Below are 21,124 nucleotides of genomic sequence, written 5' to 3' on the forward strand. Positions count from 1 at the left end.
CCCGGTCTCCTTGGGAGACCGGGGCCCAGCGCGTGTTCAGGCGGCCGGGCAGGTCACCGTGGGGTTCCAGCGGGCGAACATGCCGTTGGGGTTCTTCTTCCAGACCCAGGCGTGCAGGTCGTAGTGGATCGGCATACCGGGCTCGTGGCCGAGCATCGGCCCGTTGAAGGGGACCCCGAACAGGCTGGGGCGGTCGTCGTCGGTCGTCAGGTCCTGGTCCTTGTCCACCACGATCCACTCGACGGCGACCAGCCTGCGCGACTCGGGGGCGGCGCTCACTGTGGGGGCGCTTCCGTCGAGCGCGTCCATGTCGTCGAGCCAGCTCGTGTCGGACGCCTCGTCCATCCAGTCCTCGTTGACCCGGTCCTCGTACAGCAGAGCGGCCGGCTTCGCCGGATCGAGTGAACCGTAGAGCTTCTCGTTGATGTAGTGGTGTCCCATCCCGCCGAGCGTCGGACTGGCCGAGCAGAAGGCGGGCTTGTAGCCGTCCGTGACGGCGAACGGGGCGTACTGGTACTTCGCCGTGCCTTCGAGCGTCTTGGCCAGCTCGGTCCAGACCGCGGGGTCGACGGGATCGCTCGGCGCGGAGTGCGCGGGGGCGACGGCCAGGGAGAGGGACGCGGCGGCCGTGGCGAGGGCGACGGTGACCTTGAGCCGGCTGCGGGGCATGTGGGGGCTCCTTGGGCGGGAGAGGCGCTTGGGAGGCGCCGGTCCGAGAGGCGCGCGGGCGCCGGTCCGTTGTACGGGCCTCCCCTCGTCCCGCCCGAGCAGCATGTCCCGGGGTGTCCGGGGGCGCCACGCGAAGGGGCCGAATGGGCTGACCACCCAGGCGCGACGGAGGGCGCAGGTGGCGCGGGGCGGAAGTGCGGCCGGGCAGCCTGTGGATAACTCCGGGGCTGTCGGTGCGGGCCCCTATGGTGGAGGCAGTGGTCGAGGCGCGACGTACGGGGGACACGACGATGAGCGCGATGAGCGTGATGGGCGGGTCGGGTGTGATGACGGAAGCGGGCGAGGGTCCGGGCACGGTCGTCGGATCGGCGGCCGGGGCGGTGGACAGCGAGGCGCTGGCCACGCTGCACCGGGTCTTCGGGTACGACTCCTTCCGCGGCGAGCAGGCAGCGGTCATCGATCATGTGGTGGCGGGCGGGGACGCCGTCGTCCTCATGCCGACCGGTGGCGGCAAGTCGCTCTGCTACCAGATTCCGTCCCTGGTCAGACCGGGTACGGGGATCGTCGTCTCGCCCCTCATCGCGCTGATGCAGGACCAGGTGGACGCGCTGCGGGCGCTCGGTGTGCGCGCCGGGTTCATGAACTCCACGCAGGACTTCGGCGAGCGGCGGGTGGTGGAGGCCGAGTTCCTGGCCGGTGAGCTGGACCTGCTGTACCTGGCCCCGGAGCGGCTGAGACTGGAGTCGACCCTGGATCTGCTCTCCCGGGGGAAGATCGCCGTCTTCGCCATCGACGAGGCGCACTGTGTCTCGCAGTGGGGGCACGACTTCCGGCCCGACTACCTGGCACTTTCGCTGCTGGGCGAGCGCTGGCCGGACGTCCCGAGGATCGCGCTCACGGCGACGGCCACGCACGCGACGCATCAGGAGATCACCCAGCGGCTGGGCATGCCGGACGCCCGTCACTTCGTGGCGAGCTTCGACCGGCCCAACATCCAGTACCGCATCGTGCCCAAGGCCGACCCCAAGAAGCAGCTGCTGACCTTCCTGAAGGAGGAGCACGATGGCGACGCGGGCATCGTGTACTGCCTCTCGCGCAACTCCGTGGAGCGCACGGCGGAGTTCCTCGCCGCGCACGGCGTCCGGGCGGTGCCGTACCACGCGGGCCTGGACTCGGGCACCCGTGCGGCGAACCAGTCGCGCTTCCTGCGCGAGGACGGCCTCGTCGTGGTGGCGACCATCGCCTTCGGAATGGGCATCGACAAGCCGGACGTCCGGTTCGTCGCCCACCTCGACCTGCCCAAGTCGGTCGAGGGCTACTACCAGGAGACGGGCCGCGCCGGCCGTGACGGACTGCCGTCCACGGCCTGGATGGCCTACGGACTGAACGACGTCATACAGCAGCGCAAGATGATCCAGGGCAGCGAGGGCGACGAGGCATTCCGCCGCCGCGCGCAGGCGCACCTGGACGCGATGCTGGCGCTGTGCGAGACGGTGCAGTGCCGGCGTGGGCAACTGCTCGTCTACTTCGGCCAGGACCCGGTGCCGGGCGGCTGCGGCAACTGCGACACCTGCCTGGCCCCGCCGGAGACCTGGGACGGCACGGTCGCCGCGCAGAAGGTGCTGTCCACGGTCTGGCGGCTGGAGCGTGAGCGGCGGCAGAAGTTCGGCGCGGTGCAGATCGTCGACATCCTGCTGGGGCGGCGCACGGCGAAGGTGATCCAGTTCGACCACGACCAGCTCTCCGTGTTCGGCATCGGAGAGGAACTGGCCGAGGGCGAATGGCGCGGTGTCGTACGGCAGTTGCTGGCCCAGGGGCTGCTCGCGGTCGAGGGCGAGTACGGCACGCTGGTGCTGACCGAGACGAGCGGTGCCGTGCTGGGGCGCGAGCGGGAGGTGCCGCTGCGCAAGGAGCCGAAGAAGGCGGCGACCGCACGGTCGGCGGCCGGTGGCGGCCGGAGTGAGAAGAAGGCGAAGGCGGCGGCTGTCGCGTTGCCCGAGGAACTGCAGCCGGCGTTCGAGGCACTGCGGGCCTGGCGCGCCGAACAGGCTCGTGAGCAGGGCGTTCCGGCGTACGTCATCTTCCATGACGCCACGCTCCGGGAGATCGTCAGCGTCTGGCCCCGGTCGGTGGCGGACCTGGGCGGAATCAGCGGGGTGGGCGAGAAGAAGCTCGCCACGTACGGGGAGGGCGTGTTGGGGGCGCTTTCGGCACTGGGCGAGGCGCCTGAGGTGTCCGCGGCGGCTCCACAGGTCCCGGAGACCGGCTCGGCGCCCGGCGCCAAGTCCGGCTTCAGGTCGGGCTCTTCGGGCAGTGACAGCGGCCGGGGTACGGGATCCGGGCCGAGGGACGAGCAGTTGGGGCCGGACGACTGGCCCGAGATGGAGATGGAGCCCGAGCCGGAGGACTGGATGTAGGGGACCGGATGCAGAGGGTGGAGGGGGGAGACGCGGGGCGGCGGGGCGGGGCTGGGGCGCGACGGCGTACTCCTGGTCGGCGCCGGACGGACTGCCCCGCCCGTTGCCCGCCCGATGCGTTGCCCCGACCGCTGCTCCGGACCCGCTGCTCGGGGCGCCTCGCTCAGCCCGCCGGCGTGATCCTGCCCGTCACCTCGCCCAGGCCCACGCGGGTGCCGCCCGGACCCGGGGCCCAGGCGGTGAGGGTGACCTCGTCGCCGTCCTCCAGGAAGGTGCGCTTGCCGGTGGGGAGGTCGATGGGGGCGGTGCCGTTCCACGTGAGTTCGAGGAGTGAGCCGCGTTCCCGTTCGGTGGGGCCGCTGACCGTGCCCGAGCCGTAGAGGTCGCCGGTGCGGAGGGACGCGCCGTTGACGGTCATGTGGGCGAGTTGCTGCGCGGCCGTCCAGTACATCGTGGAGAAGGGGGGCTCGGAGATGGTGTGGCCGTTCACGGCGACGGAGATACGCAGGTCGTAGCCGCCGGGCTCGTCCTCGGCGTCGTCGAGGTAGGGGAGCAGGGCGTGTGTGCGGGCGGGCGGGGCGACCCGGGCGTCCTCCAGGGCGTCCAGCGGGGTGATCCACGCCGAGACCGACGTGGCGAAGGACTTGCCCAGGAACGGGCCCAGCGGGACGTACTCCCAGGCCTGGATGTCGCGGGCGGACCAGTCGTTCAGCAGGCAGAGGCCGAAGACGTGGTCCCGGAAGGCGGACAGGGGCACGGGGCTGCCCATGGGCGACGGTGTGCCCACCACGAAGCCGACCTCCGCCTCGATGTCCAGGCGGACCGAAGGGCCGAAGAGCGGGGCCGCGTCCGTGGGGGCCTTGCGCTGGCCCGACGGACGGACGACCTCCGTGCCGGAGACGACGACCGTGCCCGAGCGGCCGTGGTAACCGATCGGCAGGTGCTTCCAGTTGGGGGTCAGGGAGTCCGCGGCGTCGGGGCGGAAGATCTGGCCGACGTTCCGGGCGTGGTTCTCGGAGGCGTAGAAGTCGACGTAGTCCGCGACCTCGAAGGGGAGGTGCAGGCTCACCGAGGAGAGGGGGTGGAGGAGCTGAGCGATCGTCTCCTGGTGGGACGGGACGGTGACCCAGGCGGTCAGGGCGCGCCGGATGTCGGACCAGGTCGTACGGCCCGCGGCGAGAAGGGCGTTGAGGGTCGGGCGGGCCAGCACGGAGACATAGGGGGAGCCGAGCGCGGCGGCAGCGGCGCCCGCGTCCAGGACGTGGTCGCCGAGTCTGACGCCGACCCGGCGGTCCGTGGAGCCGGCCGGGGTGAACACGCCGTACGGGAGGTTGTGCGGGCCGAAGGGGTCGCCCTCGGGGACATCGAAGGGGGGCATGGGGTGCTGCCTCGCTCTCGTGTGTCGTGCCGTGTGGCCATGTGGTCGCGCCACAGGTTACGGGTGAGTTGCGGGCTCGGGGCAGTGTCCCCAGTGTCTAAAGAGTTCGTAATGTCCGGATAAGCCTTGTCCGGAGTGGGTGATTCCGGCTTAGCGTCCTTTGGGGGGACACGGACGGGGTGGGTCCGGTCCGTAGGGGGGACACGTGGGGGGACCCGTGGCCAGGAGCAGCACTGTGCCGTTTTCGGCCGACCATGCCGTGCCGGCGCTGATCGTGAAGTTCGGTGACTATCCGCTGCACCACGGAGGCGTCGGGGCCATCCGCAGTCTGGGACGGCTGGGCGTTCCGATGTATGCGATCACCGAGGACCGTTACACGCCGGCGGCCTCGTCGCGATATCTGCGGCGCGCGTTCGTCTGGCCGACCACCGGGACCGAGGAACCGGAGCGGCTCGTCGAGGGGTTGCTGCGGATCGGGCGTCGGATCGGGCGTCCCGCTCTGCTCGTTCCCACGGACGAGGAGGCGGCCGTACTGATCGCCGAGCGGCAGGAGGAACTGGGGGAAGCGTTTCTCTTCCCGCGTGTGGAGGCGGCGCTGCCGCGTCGGCTCGCCAGCAAGCAGGGGCTGCACGAGTTGTGCGTGGAGCACGGCATACCGACTCCGGCCGCCGCCTTTCCGCAGTCGTACGACGAGATCGAGCGGTTCGCGCGGACGGCCCGGTTCCCGTTGGTGGCCAAGAACCGGGAGGCGTTCGTGCGGCGCGCCCGGCCCGCCGTCAACGGCACTACGCGCATCGCGAGTCGGGAGGCGCTGCTGTCCCTGGCCCGCGACTGGGGTGAGCGTCCCGGCGTGATCCTTCAGGAGTATCTGCCCCGGGAGGAGGCCGAGGACTGGATCGTGCACGCCTACTTCGACGCGGACTCGAATCCGCGTGCGTTGTTCACGGGCGTGAAGGTCCGATCCTGGCCGCCGCACGCGGGAATGACGGCAAATGCATACGTCGTCGACAATCCGGAACTCGCGGACCTTGCCGCACGTTTCATCAAACAGATCGGCTTCACCGGAATCATCGACCTCGACCTGCGCTTCGACCGGCGCGACGGACAGTACAAGCTCCTCGACTTCAACCCGCGGATGGGCGCCCAGTTCCGGCTCTTCGAGAGCGAGTCGGGGGTGGACGTCGTACGGGCCATGCATCTCGATCTGACCGGGCGCACCGTTCCGGAGGGGGAACAGCGCGCCGGGCACCGGTACATCGTGGAGAACATCGACCTGCCCGCCCTCCTCGCCTACCGGCGCAGCGGCTACACGACGCCGCACGCGCCGACCCGGGCGAGCGGGACGGAACTGGCCTGGCTCGCGGGTGACGACCCGCTGCCGTTCCTCACGATGCTCGCCCGCTTCGTACGACCGGGCGTGAAACATCTGTACCAGTTGTGGCGGGCAGGCCGTCGTGGCGGCAAGGCGTAGGCAATAGGCGTAGTGGCGACAACCTGCTGACCGGTTGGGCGGTAGAGCAGCAGAGCAGCGCGAAGTGGCGAAGCAGCGTCCTGGGGAGGGGACTTCGTGAATCATCCGGTAGCGGTAATCGGCGCGGGACCGTTCGGTCTGTCAACCGCCGCGCATCTGCGGGCGCGTGGCATTCCGGTGAGAGTGTTCGGCGAGCCCATGGTGAGCTGGCGGGACCACATGCCCGCCGGAATGCTCCTGAAGTCGACGCCGGCGGCGTCCAGCATCGACGCCCCGCAGCGGGGCCACAACCTGGTCGACTACTGCGACGCGGCGGGGATACGCCGGCTGGTCACGGACGAGGACATCGTCCCGGTGGAGACCTTCATCGCGTACGGCGAGTGGTTCCAGCAGCAGCTCGTGCCCGAGTTGGAGCAGGTGCGGGTGGTGTCCGTGGACCGGCGGCAGCACAAGGGCGCGGGCAGCGGCAGCGGTGGCAGCGGCGGCGGCTTCGAACTCAAGCTGGACTCGGGCGAGTTGTTCACCGCGCGGGCGGTCGTGGTGGCGACGGGCCTGTCGGGGCTCGCGCATCTGCCCGCGGAGCTGGCCGGCGCCGCGCCGGACGGGCCCTCGCCCACGGGTCCGGTGTCCCACAGTTCGCAGCACCATGACCTGGGCCGGTTCGCGGGCCGGGAGCTGATCGTCGTCGGTGCGGGCCAGTCCGCGCTGGAGACGGCGGCGCTGGCGGCGGAGGCGGGGGCGCGGGTACGAGTGGTCTCGCGCGGGCGGGGTCGCGTCGCCTTCGGTGCGCCCCCGTGGCGGCAGCCCCGGCTGCGGCCCGAGTCGCCGTTCGGCAACGCGTGGTCGCTCTGGGCCCTCACCTACTACCCGCATCCCTACCGCCATCTCCCGGCCCAGGCCCGCCACTATCTGGTCCGCCGGGTCCTCGGACCGCTCGGTGCGTGGTGGCTGCGTGACAGGTTCGAGGGGAAGGTGCAGGTGAGCGAGGTCGCACGGATCGTACGGGCAACGGGAGGCGCAGGGGAGACAGGGGGCTCCGGCGGAGGGCGGTCGGTGTTGACCGTGGAGGATCTCGGCGGCCGTACGCGGGAGTTGTCGGCCGACCACGTCATATCCGCGACCGGCTACCGCGTCGACATCGCCGCGATGGACTTCCTCGGGCACGAGCTGCGTACGGAGCTGGCGGTGAGCAGGGGGACGCCGAGGCTCGGTGCCGGGTATGTGTCCTCCGTACCGGGGTTGTACTTCACGGGGTTGCCGGCGGCTGCTTCGTACGGGCCGGTGATGCGGTTCGTGTGCGGTACGGAGTTCGCGTCACCGAGGCTGGTGGGGCATCTGGCGGCCGCGCACGGGTAGGCCTCGGACGGGTGCGGGCGACAACGGGTGCGGACCGCGATCTCGTGCCGTTCGGGCCTTCCCGGGGCGGGAGTTGGGGCAGACTGAGAGGCTGTTGCTGCCGGGATGCCGAACGTCGTCCGGTTCGGGCGGAGACCGATGTGCCGAACGATCCGTATTCTCTGGATCATGGCCGCTCCCACCTCATACACACTTATCGCCACGGACCTGGACGGAACGCTCCTGCGTGCCGACGACACGCTCTCCGACCGGTCGCGGACCGCGCTGGCGCGTGCCACGGCCGCCGGCGCCCGGCATCTGGTGGTGACGGGACGGCCGGCGCCGAGAGTCCGGCCGCTGCTCGACGACCTCGGGGCTGGGGGGCTCGCGGTGTGCGGACAGGGCGCGCAGTTGTACGACGCCGGCGCGGACCGTCTGCTGTGGTCGGTGACCCTGGACCAGGAGCTGGCGGAGACCGCGCTCGGCAAGATCGAGGCCGAGGTCGGGCAGGTGTACGCCGCCGTGGACCAGGACGGTGTCGACGGGCTGACGCTCATCGAACCCGGTTACCTGATGCCGCACCCGACGCTGCCCGCCGTACGGGTGCCGCATCGGGACGACCTGTGGGCCGCGCCCATCAGCAAGGTGCTGCTGCGTCACCCGTCGCTGTCCGACGACGAGTTGGCGTCGGCGGCGCGTGGAGCGGTCGGTTCGCTCGCGACCGTCACCATGTCGGGGCCGGGCACCGTCGAACTCCAGCCATGCGGCATCACCAAGGCGACGGGGCTCGCGCTCGCCGCCGAGTACCTCGGGCTGGCCTCGTCCGCCACCATCGCCTTCGGCGACATGCCCAATGACATCCCCATGTTCGACTGGGCGGCCCATGGGGTGGCCATGGCCAACGCCCATCCCGAACTCAAGGCGGTGGCGGACGAGGTCACCCTCTCGAACGAGGACGACGGGATCGCGGTCGTGCTGGAGCGGCTGTTCGGAGCCGGGGACGGGGACGGGTACGGGACCGGGGTGTGGCGGTGAGGGCGGGTCGGCCGGCCTAGTAGGCCCCGTACACGTTGTCTATCGAGCCGTATCGCGCCGCCGCGTAGTTGCAGGCCGCTGTGATGTTCGCGATCGGGTCGTAGGGGTCGTACGAGGTGCCGGCGACGTGGTAGGCGGCGAAGGTCGGGTCGATGACCTGGAGGAGACCCTTGGAGGGGGTGCCGGCTGCCGCGTTCGAGTCCCAGAGGTTGATGGCGTTCGGGTTGCCCGAGGACTCGCGGATGATGTTGCGGTAGATGCCGTCGTACGTTCCCGGGATTCCGTTCTGCGCCATGATGTCGAGCGATTCGCGGATCCAGCCGTCCAGGTTGTTCGCGTAGTTCGTCGCCGACGACACGGACGCGGCGGACGACGGTGCGGCTGATGCCGTTGTCGCGGTCAGGAAGGGAAAGGCCAGGGCTGCGGCGGCCGTTCCGGTGATGGCGATTGTGCGCGTGAGCGGGCGGCGGGTGGTTCTCGCGCGCTGGTGCTGACCTCGTGCGGGCATGCTGAGTCCTCTCCGACGCCTACGAGGTGAGCTGTCGGGTTCGGGCGGGAGATGCCCGGCCGGGCGCCTGCTCGGCGCGCGACTTCACCCCTAGCCGCTCCGGCGTCGTGCCCGGACCGGCGGCTTACCTGGGTCCCCCGCTCCTGCCTGCGTGAGTCACGTGTGGGTGGGTGGGATGGTGCTCTGCGGGCGGTGGCAGGATTCGGCGATCCGCCCGGCGTGGCGAGAACGTATGCGAGAGCACACGCGTGGAACAAGGGGCGGAAGCATAGGACTTGGTCATTTGGGGCGCACGTTGTGGACAAAACGGGCGGATGCGCGGAGAGGGGTGGTGAGTAACTTGCCTTTTGCGAATGGGGAGTTTGCGGGGGAGGGGGTGGTGGGGGCCGGAATTTGGAGTGACTCGAATCACGGGGTGGGGGTAGTCGTGGTCTGGGTGAGATGAGTGGGGTGAATAGGGGTTTTTAGGGTTTTTATGCTTCTTGTGGGTGTGTCAGTCGGGCGGGCGGAACCTCTCGTGCGATGCGCGTCGTTGTCGTAGCGACGGGTACGGAGGGTGCCGTCAGGGAGGTGGTGGCGTATGCGCGGGTGCGATCACTGGTGTGACGGGTGGGGCGCGGGATGTTTATGAATGTCCATACTTATGGGCTGATCAAAAACATTCCGGTCGTGATCCGATACCGCCTGGCCTGGACGGGCGGGCGCTCGTGGTGATCGAAACGTGACCGGATACGCTGACTTGAGTGATGGCAGCGACCTATCGACACACCGTGTGACCGCCAGTAGACACCAGCAGACAGGAGATCCCTCGTGACCGTCGTCGGGCCGTTCGGGCTGAGCGTGCGGGACCAGGCTCTCGAAGCCGATGTCCAGGCCGGATTGGCGGCTGTCGAGGAAGGGTTGCTCGAAGCCACCAAGAGCGAGGTGCCCTTCATCACGGAGGCCGCGCAGCACCTCGTACGGGCCGGCGGGAAGCGGTTCCGGCCGTTGCTCGTGATGCTCGCCTCGCAGTTCGGGGACCGGCACGCGCCGGGGATCGTGCCGTCGGCGGTGGTGGTGGAGCTGACCCACCTCGCGACGCTGTACCACGACGACGTCATGGACGAGGCCGAGGTGCGGCGCGGGGTGCCCAGCGCCAACACGCGCTGGGGGAACTCCGTCGCGGTCCTGACCGGCGACTTTCTCTTCGCGCGCGCCTCGCACATCCTTGCCGACCTCGGGCCCGAGGCGGTGCGGGTGCAGGCGGAGGCGTTCGAGCGGCTGGTGACCGGGCAGATCCTGGAGACGGCGGGGCCGTCCGACGGGCGGGACCCGGTCGAGCACTATCTGGACGTACTGGGCGGGAAGACCGGGTCGCTGGTGGCCGTGGCCTGCCGGTTCGGGGCGATGATGTCCGGCGCCGACGACAGTGTCGTGGACGTGCTCACCCAGTACGGGGAGCGGCTCGGGGTCGCCTTCCAGCTCGCGGACGACGTGCTGGACATCGCGTCCGACTCCCACGAGTCCGGGAAGACGCCGGGGACGGATCTGCGGGAGGGCATTCCCACGATGCCCGTGCTGCGGTTGCGGGAGCGGGTGGCTCGGATGGGGCTGGCCGAGGATGTCGCGCTGTGCGAGTTGCTGGACTCCGATCTGAGTGACGACGCGCGGCATGCGGAGGCGTTGGCTCGGCTGCGGGTGCATCCGGCGTTGGCGCAGGCTCGGCGGGACACGGTGCGGTTTGCGCAGGAGGCGCGGGCTGCGTTGGTGCCGTTGGCCGAGTGTGATGCGAAGGTGGCGTTGGGGGAGATGTGTGACGCGGTGGTGCATCGGGCTGGGTAGGGGTTTTCGCCCCCGCCGCCCCTACCCGTTCCCATCCTTCTGGGGGCTGTGCCCCCAGACCCCCCTTCGTCCTCAAGCGCCGGACGGGCTAAAAGGGTGTGTGACGCACGCCACGTGGCTGGACTAAGTCCAAAGCGAGACCTCTTCCCGTATTGGTTCCAGAAGCTGACGCAGGGGGCGTCAGCTGCGATACGGGGAGAAAAAGAATCATGGGCCGTAAAAGCCTGATCGTTTCCGGGGTCGCGGTGGTCGCCGCTGCAGGGATCGCCGCCGCCGTTCTTCCGGCGGTGGCCGCGAACGGGGATCGCGGTAGTGATCGCAACGCCCACGCCGACCACGTGGGCATCGTCACCCGGGGTGTCGGCGCCGGAGGCGGTGGCACCGTTCTCGCCGCCAGTCTCCGGGGTGCCAACGAGGTGCCCGTGGCCGGTGGGCCCGCCGTCGGGGACCGGGACGGAGCCGCCGTCGAGTTCGTCAAGGTCAAGGGCGACAAGGTGTCCGTCGCCGTGGCCTGGCGCGGTACCGGCAAGCCGACCCTCCTCCACATCCACCAGGGCGCCAAGGGCACGAACGGCGGTGTCAAGATCGACTTCACCGGGCTGCTCGGCAAGGGACGTACCGTCACGGGAACCGTCAAGGTCAACGACGCCGCCCTGCTCGCGAAGCTCAAGTCCGACCCCGGCGCCTTCTACGCCAATCTGCACACCGCTGAGTTCCCGGGCGGAGCCGTCCGTGGGCAGCTCCACAAGGTCACCGTCGCCTCCTTCGACTTCCGGGACGCCCTCGACAACTTCCAGGCGTCCGTCGTCAAGGGCAAGCAGATCTACCAGTGCAAGCCGGCCGAGGGCGGCGGATACGCCTTCGCGCAGCGTGACGTGAGCGCCGTACTCGGCGGGAACATCGCGCACACCTTCGTGAAGCCCAACTCCGGTACGCCGCAGTGGATCGCCCCCGACAGCAGCGCGGTCACCGGGTCGCTGATCTCCAAGACCCCGAACGGCGACAGGAACATCCCCGAACTGGACCTCAGGGCCACCCAGTCCGGCAAGCACCGCGGGCTGCTCGCCCGTACGACCGAGATCCTGCGGCTGAACACCGTGGGCGGCGTCGCACCGGCCGGTTCCTGCTCGCCCGGCACCATCGTGGGCGTGCCCTACCAGGCGGACTACGTGTTCCTCAAGAGTTGAGACCCGGAGTTGCCGGTCAGCTGGTATGTGAGGCGGCGCTTCCCCCGGTACCACCACCGCACGACCCCTACGGGTCGGGGGAAGCATCGCCTCCTCATGTCATCCCGTAGCAGTACGCGGAGTTGAGACCAAGGTCTGACGATTCCCCTTCGTCGATTTGGTGAGATGGAAAGCACCACTCCTCACCGATTCGGGTGAGAATGGCGGCTCAGGGTGGACAGGTGTGGGACTGACGGCCGCCGCCGACGACGGAGGTAAGGCACACATGGCACCGTACGAAGAGGCCAAGTCCGGCAACCGGATCGAGGCCGAGATCGAGACCGAGGCCGAGGACGTGCCCTCGCGGCGCCGCAAGGCCGCGCGGTACGCCGCCCCGGCCGTGGTGATCGGTCTGACGGTCGCGACGATCGGGCTGGTACCGGCGTTCGCCGGCTCTGGTGACCCCGATCTGCCGAAGATCAGCGCGCAGGAACTCATCGAGAAGATCGCCGCGTCGGACACCCAGCAGCTGTCCGGCACGGTGAAGATCAGCACGGATCTGGGGCTGCCCGACCTCGGCGGTCTGGAGAGCGGCTTGCTGTCGGGCGGCCTCGGTGGGGGTTCCGGCGATTCGGGGTCGGCCGCCGACCCGAGCGCCAAGCTCCTCGAACTGGCCTCCGGCACGCACACGGTCCGGGTCGCCGTCGACGGCCCCGACAAGCAGAAGGTGTCGCTGCTGGAGAAGGCCGCCGAGTACAGCGTCATCCACAACGGCGACGAGGTGTGGGCGTACGACAGTTCGTCGAACGAGGCGTACCACGCGACGGCCCCCGCGTCCGAGGGCGGCAAGGACAAGGCCGACGGCAAGGACCAGGCCCTGCCCGACGACGTGCCCGCCACGCCCAAGGAGTTCGCCGAGGAGGCCCTGAAGGCGGCCGACGGCACGACCTCCGTGACCGTCGACGGCACCGCCCAGGTCGCTGGCCGCGACGCGTACAAGCTGGTCATCAAGCCGAAGGCGTCCGGGTCCACGGTCGGGGCGATCAGCATCGCGGTCGACTCGAAGACCGGTACGCCGCTGAAGTTCACGCTCACCCCGGCGAGCGGAGGTGCGGCCGTCGTGGACGCCGGCTTCGTCGATGTCGACTTCGCCAAGCCCGCCGCCTCGACCTTCGACTTCACCCCGCCCAAGGGCACGAAGGTCACCGAGGAGGGCTCGGGCACGGCCGACGAGGACTTCGGCAAGGAGTTCGACCAGGAGTTCGGCAAGGAACTCGACGGCGATGTCGCGGGAACCCAGGGCCATGGGTGGGCGCACGGGGCCGAGGACGATGGCGTCAAGGTCATCGGCGAGGGCTGGAACTCCATCGCCGCCTTCGACTCGGGGTCCGAGGGCGGCTTGCCGTCGGCCGGTGACTCTCCGGACGCCGGCGCGTTCGGCGGCTTCCTCGACTCCTTCGGCGACAAGGTCTCCGGCGACTTCGGCTCCGGCACGGTCTTCAAGACCCGCCTGATCAACGCCCTGATGACGGACGACGGCAAGCTCTACGTCGGCGCCGTCACGAAGGACGCGCTGGTGAAGGCGGCGAACGCGGCCCAGTAACTCGCGTAACTCCCGTTCGGGAACCTCCGGACGCGAATCCCTGTTGTACGAGTAGACGACCGAGGGAGCCGGGGGAGCCCATGGAGGAAGCGTCCGCCGCGGAGCGGGGAGAGCCGGAAGAGGTGCACCGGGGTGACGATGGCGCGGTCATCGTCACCCGTGCCCTCACCAAGCGCTTCCGTGGTGGACAGCTGGCCGTCGACGCTCTCGACCTCACCGTCCCGGCGGGCAGCGTCTTCGGTTTCCTCGGGCCGAACGGCTCCGGCAAGACGACCACCATCCGCATGCTGATGGGCCTGATCGAGCCGACGTCGGGCACGGCGCGGGTGCTGGGGCGGCCGATGCCCCGCGCCACCCGCGCCGTGCTGCCGCACGTCGGCGCGCTCATCGAGGGGCCCGCGCTGTACGGCTTCCTCTCGGGCCGCGACAACCTCGTCCGGTACGACGCCGCCGACCCGACCGCCGATCCGCGCACCCGGCGTACACGCGTCGCGCACGCCCTGGACCGGGTGGGCCTCACGGCCGCCGCCGGCAAGAAGGCGAAGGCGTACTCGCTGGGCATGAAGCAGCGCCTCGGTCTCGCGGCGGCGCTGCTCCAGCCGCGCCGACTGCTCGTCCTCGACGAGCCGACCAACGGACTCGACCCGCAGGGCATGCGCGAAATCCGTTCTCTGGTACGGGAGTTGGCCTCCGACGGCACCACCGTCTTCCTCTCCTCCCACCTCCTCGACGAGATCGAGCAGGTCTGTACGCACGCGGCCGTCATGGCGCAGGGGCGTCTCATCACCCAGGGCTCGGTGGCGGAGTTGGCCGCAGGGACACGCGGACGCCTGGTCGTGACGACCCCGGATACGGGTGAGGCGGCCCGCGTACTGAAGGAGCAGGGCTGCGGCGACGTGGTCATGACCGAGGACCGAGTGACCTGCGAGGTGCCGGACGGAGACCGCGAACTGGCCGATCTGAACGCCGCGTTGGTCGGCGCAGGCGTCCGCGTCCGGGGCTTCGGCGTCGAACGGGCGTCCCTGGAGGACGCGTTCATGGCGCTGACGGGGGAGGGCTTCGATGTCGCAGGCTGAGGTTCAGGTAGGCGCCCCAAAGGGGCGCGGGGAACGGCGCGACCAGCCACAACAAACCCTCAGCCGCCGAACAACCGTCCGAGGCACCCTCTTCGGCAACGAACTACTCACCACCTTCCGCCGCTGGCGCACCCTCGCACTGCTCGCCGTGCTCGCCGCCGTACCGATCCTCGTCGGCATCGCCGTGAAGATCGAGACGAGCGACGGTTCGTCCGGCGTCGGCGGTGGCCCGGGCGGGGGCGGCGGCGGAGGCCCCGCCTTCATTTCGCAGATCACCAACAACGGCCTCTTCCTGGTGTTCACGGCCCTGGCCGCAACCCTCCCCTTCTTCCTCCCGATGGCCATCGGCGTCATCGCGGGCGACGCGATAGCCGGCGAGGCAAGCGCGGGCACCCTCCGCTATCTGCTGGTCGCCCCGGCCGGCCGCACCCGCCTGCTCCTCACCAAGTACGCGACCACGCTGACGTTCTGCCTGGTCGCGACGCTGGTGGTGGCACTGTCGGCGCTCACGGTCGGCGCGTTGCTCTTCCCACTCGGCGATCTGATGACGATCTCCGGTACGAGCATCAGCTTCACGGAGGGGCTGGGGCGGGCGCTGCTGATCGCGCTGGTCGTCGCCGCGTCACTGATCGGGGTGGCGGCGCTCGGCCTGTTCATCTCCACCCTGACGAGCAGCGGCATCGCGGCGATGGCGACGACCGTCGGACTGCTCATCACCGTCCAGATCCTCGACCAGATACCCCAACTGCACGCGCTCCAGCCGTACTTCTTCTCCCACTACTGGCTGTCCTTCGCCGACCTCATGCGCGAACCGGTCTACTGGGACGACCTGGTGAAGAACCTAGGCATCCAGGCCGTGTACGCGGCGGTGTTCGGCTCGGCGGCCTGGGCGCGGTTCACGACGAAGGACATCACCGTCTGAACTCCCCTTGCCTCCCCTCGCCCGAACGGGTCGAAGGGGCCGAACCGGCCGAACTATTCGAAGAACGTCTTCGCGCGGGTGAGCGCGTCGGTGTCCTTCAGTACGTCACCGGGCTTGCTCCCGTTGCCGAGCAGCACCCCGCCGAACCGCATCCCCATGTACGCGGCCGAGCTGCGGAGCGTACCGACCAGCGGGTCGGCGACCCTCGGCTCGGGGTCCGCGAGGACGGTGACGCCCCAGAGCGTGCGTCCGGCGAGGGTGGCCTTGAAGTCCAGGCCGGGGGTGCGCAGCCAGCCCGACCAGTAGTCGAGGTAGCGCTTGACGGGGGCGGACACCGAGTACCAGTACAGCGGCGAGGCGATCACGATGTCCGTTGCCGCGAGGGTGGCGTCGAGCAGGAGGGCCGCGTTGTTCCCGCTGGGCCGGACGTGGTCCGCGTCATGGCGCAGGTCCTCGAAGTCGGGCAGCGGATGCTCGGCGAGACTCAGCCAGCGCTGTTCGACCTCGGCGGGCAGCTGTTCGGCGGCCCGGCGGGCGAGCGCCTCGGTGTTGCCGTCGGTGCGGCTGCTGCCCAGCAGAAAGAGGAAACTGCGATTCATGTCGGCCCCCGGTGCGGTTGGTGTACGGCGGGTGTGGCGCGCACGGTGAGTCAATGCGCCCACAGTACATGCGTGTGCATCAACAGCTGGCCAGGCCCGCTTGTTCCTCCGCCTCAGCCATGACCCGCAGCAGCACCTGTTCCGCGCCGTGCCGGGCCACGACCTGGAGTCCGACCGGGCAGCCGTCCGGGCCGAAGCCCGCAGGGATGCTCGCCGCCGGGTGCCCGCTGAGGTTGAACGCCCAGGTGAGCGCGGTCGAGTACCGGTCGCCCGGACCCTCGTGGCCGTGCGGCGGATTCGGCGTCGTGGGGGTCAGGAGCAGGTCGGCCCGGCTGAACAGCTCCGCGAGCCGCCGGTCGTTGGCAGCGCGCAGCCGGTACGCCGCCGCAGTACCGCCACCCGTACTCGTGCCCGTCCCACCCGCACCCGCACCCGCCGCCCGCAGCGCCAGCCAAGCCGGCCCCGGATCGTCGAGGCGCACGAGAGCATCGTCCGGCGGCAGCAGCCGTACGACCCCGGCACCGTCGAGCCGCAGTGCGGCCCCCTGCGCGACGAGGGCCGACCCGGGATCGGCGCGGGCGAAGCCGAGGGAGTCCGACCAGAGGGCGGTGAGGGGTCGCCGTACGGACTGGCACTCCGGGTCCCCTTCCTCCGTCACGCACCGCCAGTACGCCCCCAGGTCGACCGCCCGCCGAGCCACCGCCCCCACCGCGCTCAGGCCCGTCCGGTCGGGATGCGGCAGGCGCCCGTTCGTCGATTTGAGGCCGAACACCCCGCACCAGGCGGCCGGGATACGCACGGACCCGGCGCCGTCCGCGCCGGTCGCGAGCGGCACCAGGCCCGCCGACACCGCCGCCCCGGCCCCCGCCGACGAACCGCCCGGCACACGGTCCGCCCGCCACGGGTTCACGGTCGGTCCCCCGGCCCCAAGTCCCCATGTCTGCCAGGGGGTTCCAGGCGCGGGTACGGATGTCGAGCCCACCGGCACACACCCGGCGGCGATCAGCCGTACCGCGTCCGCGGCCCGCTCCCCGTACCGCCCCTTCACCGCGAGCGGAACGCCCGCGAGCGGCAGCCGCTCACCCGCCGCGACCCGGACATCGACCTCGCGCGCCCGCCGTACCGCCGCCTCGCCCCAGACCTCCCTGAACGCGCACAACTCCGGTTCCACGGCGGCGATTCGGGCGAGCGCGGCGGTGACGACCTCGACGGCGGTCACCTCCCGCGCTCGGACGGCGGCGGCGATCTCCGCGATCGGGAGACTCAACTTGTCACCCTCCCCCCCCGTACCGACCGATGATCTGCTGACCGATCTTGGCATCCGTAGGGTGCCGTCGATGCCATCGCCGGTGCGGTACGGGGGAGTTGGACCACGGACCGCGCGCGTTACTCCGACAGCTCCCACACCGCGTACGCGGCCGCGTCACTGTTGCGGTCGAGGGCGGTGTCGTTGATGTTGGCCGTCGTGTCGCAGGACGAGTGGTAGCAGCGGTCGAACGCCTGGCCCGACGTACCGCCCCACTTGGCCGCCTGCGCCGCCGTCTTGATGTAGTCGGCGCCGCTGAACAGACCGCCGACCGGGACGCCCACGTTCTTGAAGGGCGCGTGGTCGGAGCGGCCGTCGCCCTCGGTCTCGATCTCGGTCGCGATGCCGAGGCCCGCGTAGTAGTCCTTGAAGGTCTGTTCGATGGTCGGGTCGTCGTCGTAGACGAAGTAGCCGGGGTTCGGCGAGCCGATCATGTCGAAGTTCAGATAGCCGTCGATGCGTGCGCGGTTCGCGGCGGAGAGGTTGTTGACGTAGTACCGGGACCCGACCAGCCCCAGCTCCTCCGCTCCCCACCAGGCGAAACGCAGATGCTTCGTGGGCTGGTACTGGGCGCGGGAGACCGCGAGAGCGATCTCCAGAACGGCGGCCGAACCACTGCCGTTGTCGTTGATACCGGCGCCGGAGGTGACGCTGTCGAGGTGCGAGCCCGCCATGATCACCTGCTCGGGGTCGCCGCCGGGCCAGTCGGCGATCAGGTTGTAGCCGGTACGGCTGGACGCGGTGAACTGCTGGATGGTCGTGGTGAATCCGGCCGCGTCCAGCTTGGCCTTCACATAGTCGAGCGAGGCACGGTAGCCGGTTCTGCCGTGCGCCCGGTTGCCGCCGTTGGCGGTGGCTATGGACTGCAACTGGGTCAGATGTGCCTTGACGTTGGCCAGCGGCAGGTCGGGCGCGGCGGCGAGCTTCACGGACGAGTCTGGTGCGGGTGTCGCGCCGGCCGCCGTGCTCGTGGTGAGGAGCGCGGTGGTGGCGAGCACGGTGACGGCCACAGCGGTGGCTGTGGCGCGTCCGGGAACCGAGAGCTTCATGTGGGGGGCTCCGAATTCCTTGGGAATCACAGGGATTCCACAGCGGATAGGTGCCTGGATGGTGAAGCTCTGGCCAACTGTTCGTCAAGAGCGCTATCTGGACAGGGAGTTCGCATACCGGATGAACATGGACATGACCAACACGTCGAGCGTCAGGTTCAGTGGACGCAGAACTCGTTCCCCTCCGGATCCGCCATCACCGCCCACTCGCCGCCCATCTCCCGCACCTCCCGCAGCACTCTCGCCCCCAGCTCGGTCAGCCGCTCGACCTCGGGCGTGCGCCGGTCCGGGCCCGGGTGCAGATCGAGGTGGAGCCGGTTCTTGCCCGTCTTCGGTTCCGGAACGCGCTGGAACAGCAGCCGCCGCCCGAGCCCGGTCCCGCTCTCCTCCTCGTACGGATCACCGGGATGCCGTACGGCGGCCAGGTCCCGCCAGGCGCGCCGGCCGTCCACCACGACGGTCAGCTCGTCCCGCACGGCACCGATGTCCAGCAGCCGCTCGACCAGCGCGCTGTGGTCCTCGACGGTGTACGCGAGCGCGGCACCCCAGAAGCTCGCCTGCGCGTGCGGGTCCGCGCAGTCGACGACCAGCTTCCAGTGGACGGGGGTGGAGGCGGGGGGCGAGTCGGACTGTCCGGGCATCAGCGTCATGGAAACCACTTATAACGTGCCGCACTGACAACGCCCCGTCTCGGCGGCGTACGTCCCGCGTGTTCAGCCGCGTACGTCCTGCGTGGCCTCCGCCGGCCGGGGAGCGGGGATCGCCTCGGCCCCCGCCCTGAGCGCCCGCGCCCCCCGCCGGGCCGCCCGCAGCGCGTCCCACGTCAGCAGGGCGAGCGCCAGCCACACCAGGGCGAAGCCGGCCCAGCGTTCCGGGGGCATGGCCTCGTGGAAGTAGAGGATGCCGAGGAGGAACTGGAAGACGGGGGCCAGGTACTGGAGCAGGCCCAGGGTCGACAGGGGCACCCGGATCGCCGCCGCGCCGAAGCAGACCAGCGGGAGGGCGGTGACGATGCCGGTCGCCGCGAGCAGGGCCGCGTGCCCGGGGCCCTCCTGACCGAAGGTCGCCTCGCCCTGTCCGCCCAGCCACAGCAGGTAGGCCAGCGCGGGCAGGAACTGGACCGCGGTCTCGGCGGCCAGGGATTCGACCCCGCCCAGGTTGACCTTCTTCTTCACCAGGCCGTACGTGGCGAAGGAGAAGGCCAGACAGAGGGAGATCCAGGGCGGCCGGCCGTATCCGACCGTCAGGACGAGCACGGCGGCGAGGCAGACGCCGACCGCCGTCCACTGCACCGGCCGCAGCCGTTCCTTCAGCAGGATCACGCCCATGGCGATGGTGACCAGCGGGTTGATGAAGTAGCCGAGCGAGGCTTCGACCACGTGCCCGGTGTTCACCGCCCAGATGTAGACACCCCAGTTGACCGTGATGAGCGCCGCGGCGACCGCTATCAGTGCCAGTCGGCGCGGTTGCCGCAGCAGCTCGCCCGCCCAGGCCCAGCGGCGCAGCACCAGCAGCGCGATACCGACGACCGCGAGGGACCACACCATCCGGTGGGCCAGGATCTCGACCGCCCCGGCCGGCTTCAGCAGCGGCCAGAAGAGCGGAACGAGGCCCCACATCCCGTATGCCGCGAAGCCGTTCAGCAGACCCGTGCGCTGCTCGCTCGTGGGCTTCCCGGCCACCGGTGCCTCCCCCTCGTATCAGCACATCGTCATATGGACGTGCGCGTCCCTGACGGTAACGCCGAGCACCCCCGGCTGTCATGCTCGTATCGCGATACGGTCATGACAGCCGGGGGTGGCATCCTCAGGGGCGCCACGGGGGAGTGCGCGCCCCTGAGGGGTCCAGGGGTTACAGCTGGTGTCAGCCCTTGAGCGCGGCGGCGATCGACTCGGCGATCGGCGTGGTCGGGCGGCCGGTCAGGCGGGACAGGTCGCCCGGGGTGCCGGCCAGCTGGCCCTGCTCGATGGACGCGTCCACGCCCGCGAGGATCGCGGCGAGGCCCTCGGGCAGGCCGGCGCCGACCAGGATGCCGGTGAAGACCTCGACGGAGACCGCGTTGTAGGGGACGTCCTTGCCGGACTGCTTGGAGATCTCGGCCGCGTACTCGGCGAAGGTCCAGGCGGTGTCGCCGCTCAGCTCGTACGTCGAGTTCTCGTGGCCCTCGCCGGTCAGCACCGCGACAGCGGCGGCGGCGTAGTCGGCGCGCGCGGCCGAGGCGACCTTGCCCTCGCCGGCGGCCTGGGTGACGCCGTGCTCCAGGGCGACGGCGAGCTGCTCGGTGTAGTTCTCGTTGTACCAGCCGTTGCGCAGCAGCGAGTAGGGGACGCCGGACTCGAGGATCGCCGCCTCGGTGCCCTTGTGGTCGTCGGCGAGCGCGGCCGTCAGGGTGCCGGGGGCGCTGGTGTACGCGAGCAGCGCGGCGCCCGCGGCCTTGGCGGCGTCGAGGACGACCTTGTGCTGGCCGACACGGCCCTTGTCGAACTCGTTGCCGGAGATGAGCAGCACCTTGTCACCTGCGGCTATGACGCCGTCGAAGGTCTCGGGCTCGTTGTAGTTGGCGACGGCGATCTTCACGCCGCGGGCCGCGAAGCCGGACGCCTTCTCCGTGTCGCGCACGACGGCGGTGATCTGGTCGGCCGGAACCTTCTCCAGCAGCTGCTCGACGACGTGACGACCGAGGTGGCCGGTGGCTCCGGTGACGACGATGCTCATGATGTGAATCTCCTTGTGGGGTGCGGGCTGGCACTAACCCTAGGAGAAGCGCTA

At 70.2% G+C, this 21,124-nt stretch carries 18 protein-coding genes and 1 riboswitch; of the genes, 9 read left to right on the plus strand and 9 right to left on the minus strand.

Annotation, left to right across the window (positions count from 1 at the left end; all coding sequences use genetic code 11):
* Positions 1-36: 36 nt before the first annotated feature.
* Positions 37-669: a hypothetical protein gene (locus ACFYXF_RS24795; RefSeq protein WP_389352412.1), complete on the minus strand. Its 633-nt coding sequence runs from the start codon at positions 667-669 to the stop codon at positions 37-39.
* Between the two features lie 308 nt (positions 670-977).
* Between ACFYXF_RS24795 and recQ the strand changes: the two genes are divergently transcribed.
* A complete protein-coding gene (gene recQ / locus ACFYXF_RS24800) occupies positions 978-3,086 on the plus strand; it encodes a DNA helicase RecQ (RefSeq protein ID WP_389352681.1) in 2,109 nt (702 codons plus the stop codon).
* Between the two features lie 163 nt (positions 3,087-3,249).
* Here the strand turns inward: recQ and fahA are convergent, their stop codons facing one another.
* Positions 3,250-4,464, minus strand: coding sequence for a fumarylacetoacetase (gene fahA, locus ACFYXF_RS24805; RefSeq protein ID WP_389352414.1), 1,215 nt, complete (start codon positions 4,462-4,464; stop codon positions 3,250-3,252).
* A 235-nt stretch (positions 4,465-4,699) separates the two neighbouring features.
* Between fahA and ACFYXF_RS24810 the strand changes: the two genes are divergently transcribed.
* The 3 genes from ACFYXF_RS24810 to ACFYXF_RS24820 all read left to right on the plus strand — a co-directional run bounded on the left by ACFYXF_RS24810 (position 4,700) and on the right by ACFYXF_RS24820 (position 8,305).
* The gene (locus ACFYXF_RS24810; RefSeq protein ID WP_389352415.1) at positions 4,700-5,935 is read left to right on the plus strand and encodes an ATP-grasp domain-containing protein; all 1,236 of its coding nucleotides are present in this window, start codon (positions 4,700-4,702) and stop codon (positions 5,933-5,935) included.
* 96 nt (positions 5,936-6,031) lie between these two features.
* Positions 6,032-7,291 carry an FAD-dependent oxidoreductase gene (locus ACFYXF_RS24815; protein ID WP_389352417.1) on the plus strand — a complete coding sequence of 420 codons (1,260 nt, stop codon included), beginning with the start codon at positions 6,032-6,034 and terminating at the stop codon, positions 7,289-7,291.
* A gap of 168 nt (positions 7,292-7,459) precedes the next feature.
* Positions 7,460-8,305, plus strand: coding sequence for an HAD family hydrolase (locus ACFYXF_RS24820; RefSeq protein ID WP_389352419.1), 846 nt, complete (start codon positions 7,460-7,462; stop codon positions 8,303-8,305).
* A 16-nt stretch (positions 8,306-8,321) separates the two neighbouring features.
* On the opposite strand, the gene ACFYXF_RS24825 is transcribed toward ACFYXF_RS24820, so the two are convergent.
* A complete protein-coding gene (locus tag ACFYXF_RS24825; protein ID WP_389352421.1) occupies positions 8,322-8,813 on the minus strand; it encodes a transglycosylase SLT domain-containing protein in 492 nt (163 codons plus the stop codon).
* 3 nt (positions 8,814-8,816) lie between these two features.
* Positions 8,817-8,982, minus strand: a riboswitch (cyclic di-AMP (ydaO/yuaA leader).
* Positions 8,983-9,623: 641 nt separating this feature from the next.
* Here ACFYXF_RS24825 and ACFYXF_RS24830 point away from each other — a divergent pair.
* The 5 genes from ACFYXF_RS24830 to ACFYXF_RS24850 all read left to right on the plus strand — a co-directional run bounded on the left by ACFYXF_RS24830 (position 9,624) and on the right by ACFYXF_RS24850 (position 15,401).
* On the plus strand, positions 9,624-10,634 hold the full coding sequence (locus ACFYXF_RS24830; RefSeq protein WP_389352423.1) for a polyprenyl synthetase family protein: 1,011 nt from the start codon (positions 9,624-9,626) through the stop codon (positions 10,632-10,634).
* A 209-nt stretch (positions 10,635-10,843) separates the two neighbouring features.
* The gene (locus tag ACFYXF_RS24835; RefSeq protein ID WP_389352425.1) at positions 10,844-11,821 is read left to right on the plus strand and encodes a CHRD domain-containing protein; all 978 of its coding nucleotides are present in this window, start codon (positions 10,844-10,846) and stop codon (positions 11,819-11,821) included.
* A gap of 265 nt (positions 11,822-12,086) precedes the next feature.
* Positions 12,087-13,403, plus strand: coding sequence for an outer membrane lipoprotein carrier protein LolA (locus ACFYXF_RS24840; RefSeq protein WP_389352427.1), 1,317 nt, complete (start codon positions 12,087-12,089; stop codon positions 13,401-13,403).
* A gap of 80 nt (positions 13,404-13,483) precedes the next feature.
* Entirely contained in the window at positions 13,484-14,479 is a 996-nt protein-coding gene (locus ACFYXF_RS24845; RefSeq protein ID WP_389352428.1) for an ATP-binding cassette domain-containing protein, read from the plus strand.
* Positions 14,466-15,401, plus strand: a complete 936-nt coding sequence (locus ACFYXF_RS24850) for an ABC transporter permease (protein WP_389352430.1) — start codon at positions 14,466-14,468, stop codon at positions 15,399-15,401. The genes ACFYXF_RS24845 and ACFYXF_RS24850 overlap by 14 nt, the downstream gene beginning before the upstream one ends.
* Before the next feature lie 53 nt (positions 15,402-15,454).
* Here ACFYXF_RS24850 and ACFYXF_RS24855 read toward each other — a convergent pair whose 3' ends face one another.
* The 6 genes from ACFYXF_RS24855 to ACFYXF_RS24880 all read right to left on the minus strand — a co-directional run bounded on the left by ACFYXF_RS24855 (position 15,455) and on the right by ACFYXF_RS24880 (position 21,070).
* A complete protein-coding gene (locus ACFYXF_RS24855; RefSeq protein ID WP_389352432.1) occupies positions 15,455-16,000 on the minus strand; it encodes a flavodoxin family protein in 546 nt (181 codons plus the stop codon).
* Between the two features lie 79 nt (positions 16,001-16,079).
* Positions 16,080-17,267, minus strand: coding sequence for an amidase (locus tag ACFYXF_RS24860; RefSeq protein ID WP_389352434.1), 1,188 nt, complete (start codon positions 17,265-17,267; stop codon positions 16,080-16,082).
* A gap of 119 nt (positions 17,268-17,386) precedes the next feature.
* Positions 17,387-18,355, minus strand: coding sequence for a M28 family metallopeptidase (locus ACFYXF_RS24865; RefSeq protein ID WP_369033557.1), 969 nt, complete (start codon positions 18,353-18,355; stop codon positions 17,387-17,389).
* Between the two features lie 158 nt (positions 18,356-18,513).
* Positions 18,514-19,005, minus strand: coding sequence for a VOC family protein (locus ACFYXF_RS24870; RefSeq protein WP_389352436.1), 492 nt, complete (start codon positions 19,003-19,005; stop codon positions 18,514-18,516).
* Positions 19,006-19,068: 63 nt separating this feature from the next.
* The gene (gene rarD, locus ACFYXF_RS24875; protein ID WP_389352438.1) at positions 19,069-20,037 is read right to left on the minus strand and encodes an EamA family transporter RarD; all 969 of its coding nucleotides are present in this window, start codon (positions 20,035-20,037) and stop codon (positions 19,069-19,071) included.
* A gap of 181 nt (positions 20,038-20,218) precedes the next feature.
* Positions 20,219-21,070 carry an NAD(P)H-binding protein gene (locus ACFYXF_RS24880; RefSeq protein WP_389352439.1) on the minus strand — a complete coding sequence of 284 codons (852 nt, stop codon included), beginning with the start codon at positions 21,068-21,070 and terminating at the stop codon, positions 20,219-20,221.
* Positions 21,071-21,124 lie beyond the last annotated feature (54 nt).

Source organism: Streptomyces sp. NPDC002680 (assembly GCF_042889145.1).
GTDB classification, from domain to species: domain Bacteria; phylum Actinomycetota; class Actinomycetes; order Streptomycetales; family Streptomycetaceae; genus Streptomyces; species Streptomyces adonidis.

What these genes read in the sequence shown, in the direction of transcription:
- ACFYXF_RS24880 (WP_389352439.1), bottom strand. Translation starts at nt 21,070, where the DNA reads ATGAGCATCGTCGTCACCGGAGCCACCGGCCACCTCGGTCGTCACGTC.
- ACFYXF_RS24865 (WP_369033557.1), bottom strand. Translation starts at nt 18,355, where the DNA reads ATGAAGCTCTCGGTTCCCGGACGCGCCACAGCCACCGCTGTGGCCGTC.
- ACFYXF_RS24855 (WP_389352432.1), bottom strand. Translation starts at nt 16,000, where the DNA reads ATGAATCGCAGTTTCCTCTTTCTGCTGGGCAGCAGCCGCACCGACGGC.
- ACFYXF_RS24820 (WP_389352419.1), top strand. Translation starts at nt 7,460, where the DNA reads ATGGCCGCTCCCACCTCATACACACTTATCGCCACGGACCTGGACGGA.
- ACFYXF_RS24835 (WP_389352425.1), top strand. Translation starts at nt 10,844, where the DNA reads ATGGGCCGTAAAAGCCTGATCGTTTCCGGGGTCGCGGTGGTCGCCGCT.
- fahA (WP_389352414.1), bottom strand. Translation starts at nt 4,464, where the DNA reads ATGCCCCCCTTCGATGTCCCCGAGGGCGACCCCTTCGGCCCGCACAAC.
- ACFYXF_RS24845 (WP_389352428.1), top strand. Translation starts at nt 13,484, where the DNA reads ATGGAGGAAGCGTCCGCCGCGGAGCGGGGAGAGCCGGAAGAGGTGCAC.
- ACFYXF_RS24870 (WP_389352436.1), bottom strand. Translation starts at nt 19,005, where the DNA reads ATGACGCTGATGCCCGGACAGTCCGACTCGCCCCCCGCCTCCACCCCC.
- recQ (WP_389352681.1), top strand. Translation starts at nt 978, where the DNA reads ATGGGCGGGTCGGGTGTGATGACGGAAGCGGGCGAGGGTCCGGGCACG.
- ACFYXF_RS24850 (WP_389352430.1), top strand. Translation starts at nt 14,466, where the DNA reads ATGTCGCAGGCTGAGGTTCAGGTAGGCGCCCCAAAGGGGCGCGGGGAA.
- ACFYXF_RS24825 (WP_389352421.1), bottom strand. Translation starts at nt 8,813, where the DNA reads ATGCCCGCACGAGGTCAGCACCAGCGCGCGAGAACCACCCGCCGCCCG.
- ACFYXF_RS24840 (WP_389352427.1), top strand. Translation starts at nt 12,087, where the DNA reads ATGGCACCGTACGAAGAGGCCAAGTCCGGCAACCGGATCGAGGCCGAG.
- ACFYXF_RS24795 (WP_389352412.1), bottom strand. Translation starts at nt 669, where the DNA reads ATGCCCCGCAGCCGGCTCAAGGTCACCGTCGCCCTCGCCACGGCCGCC.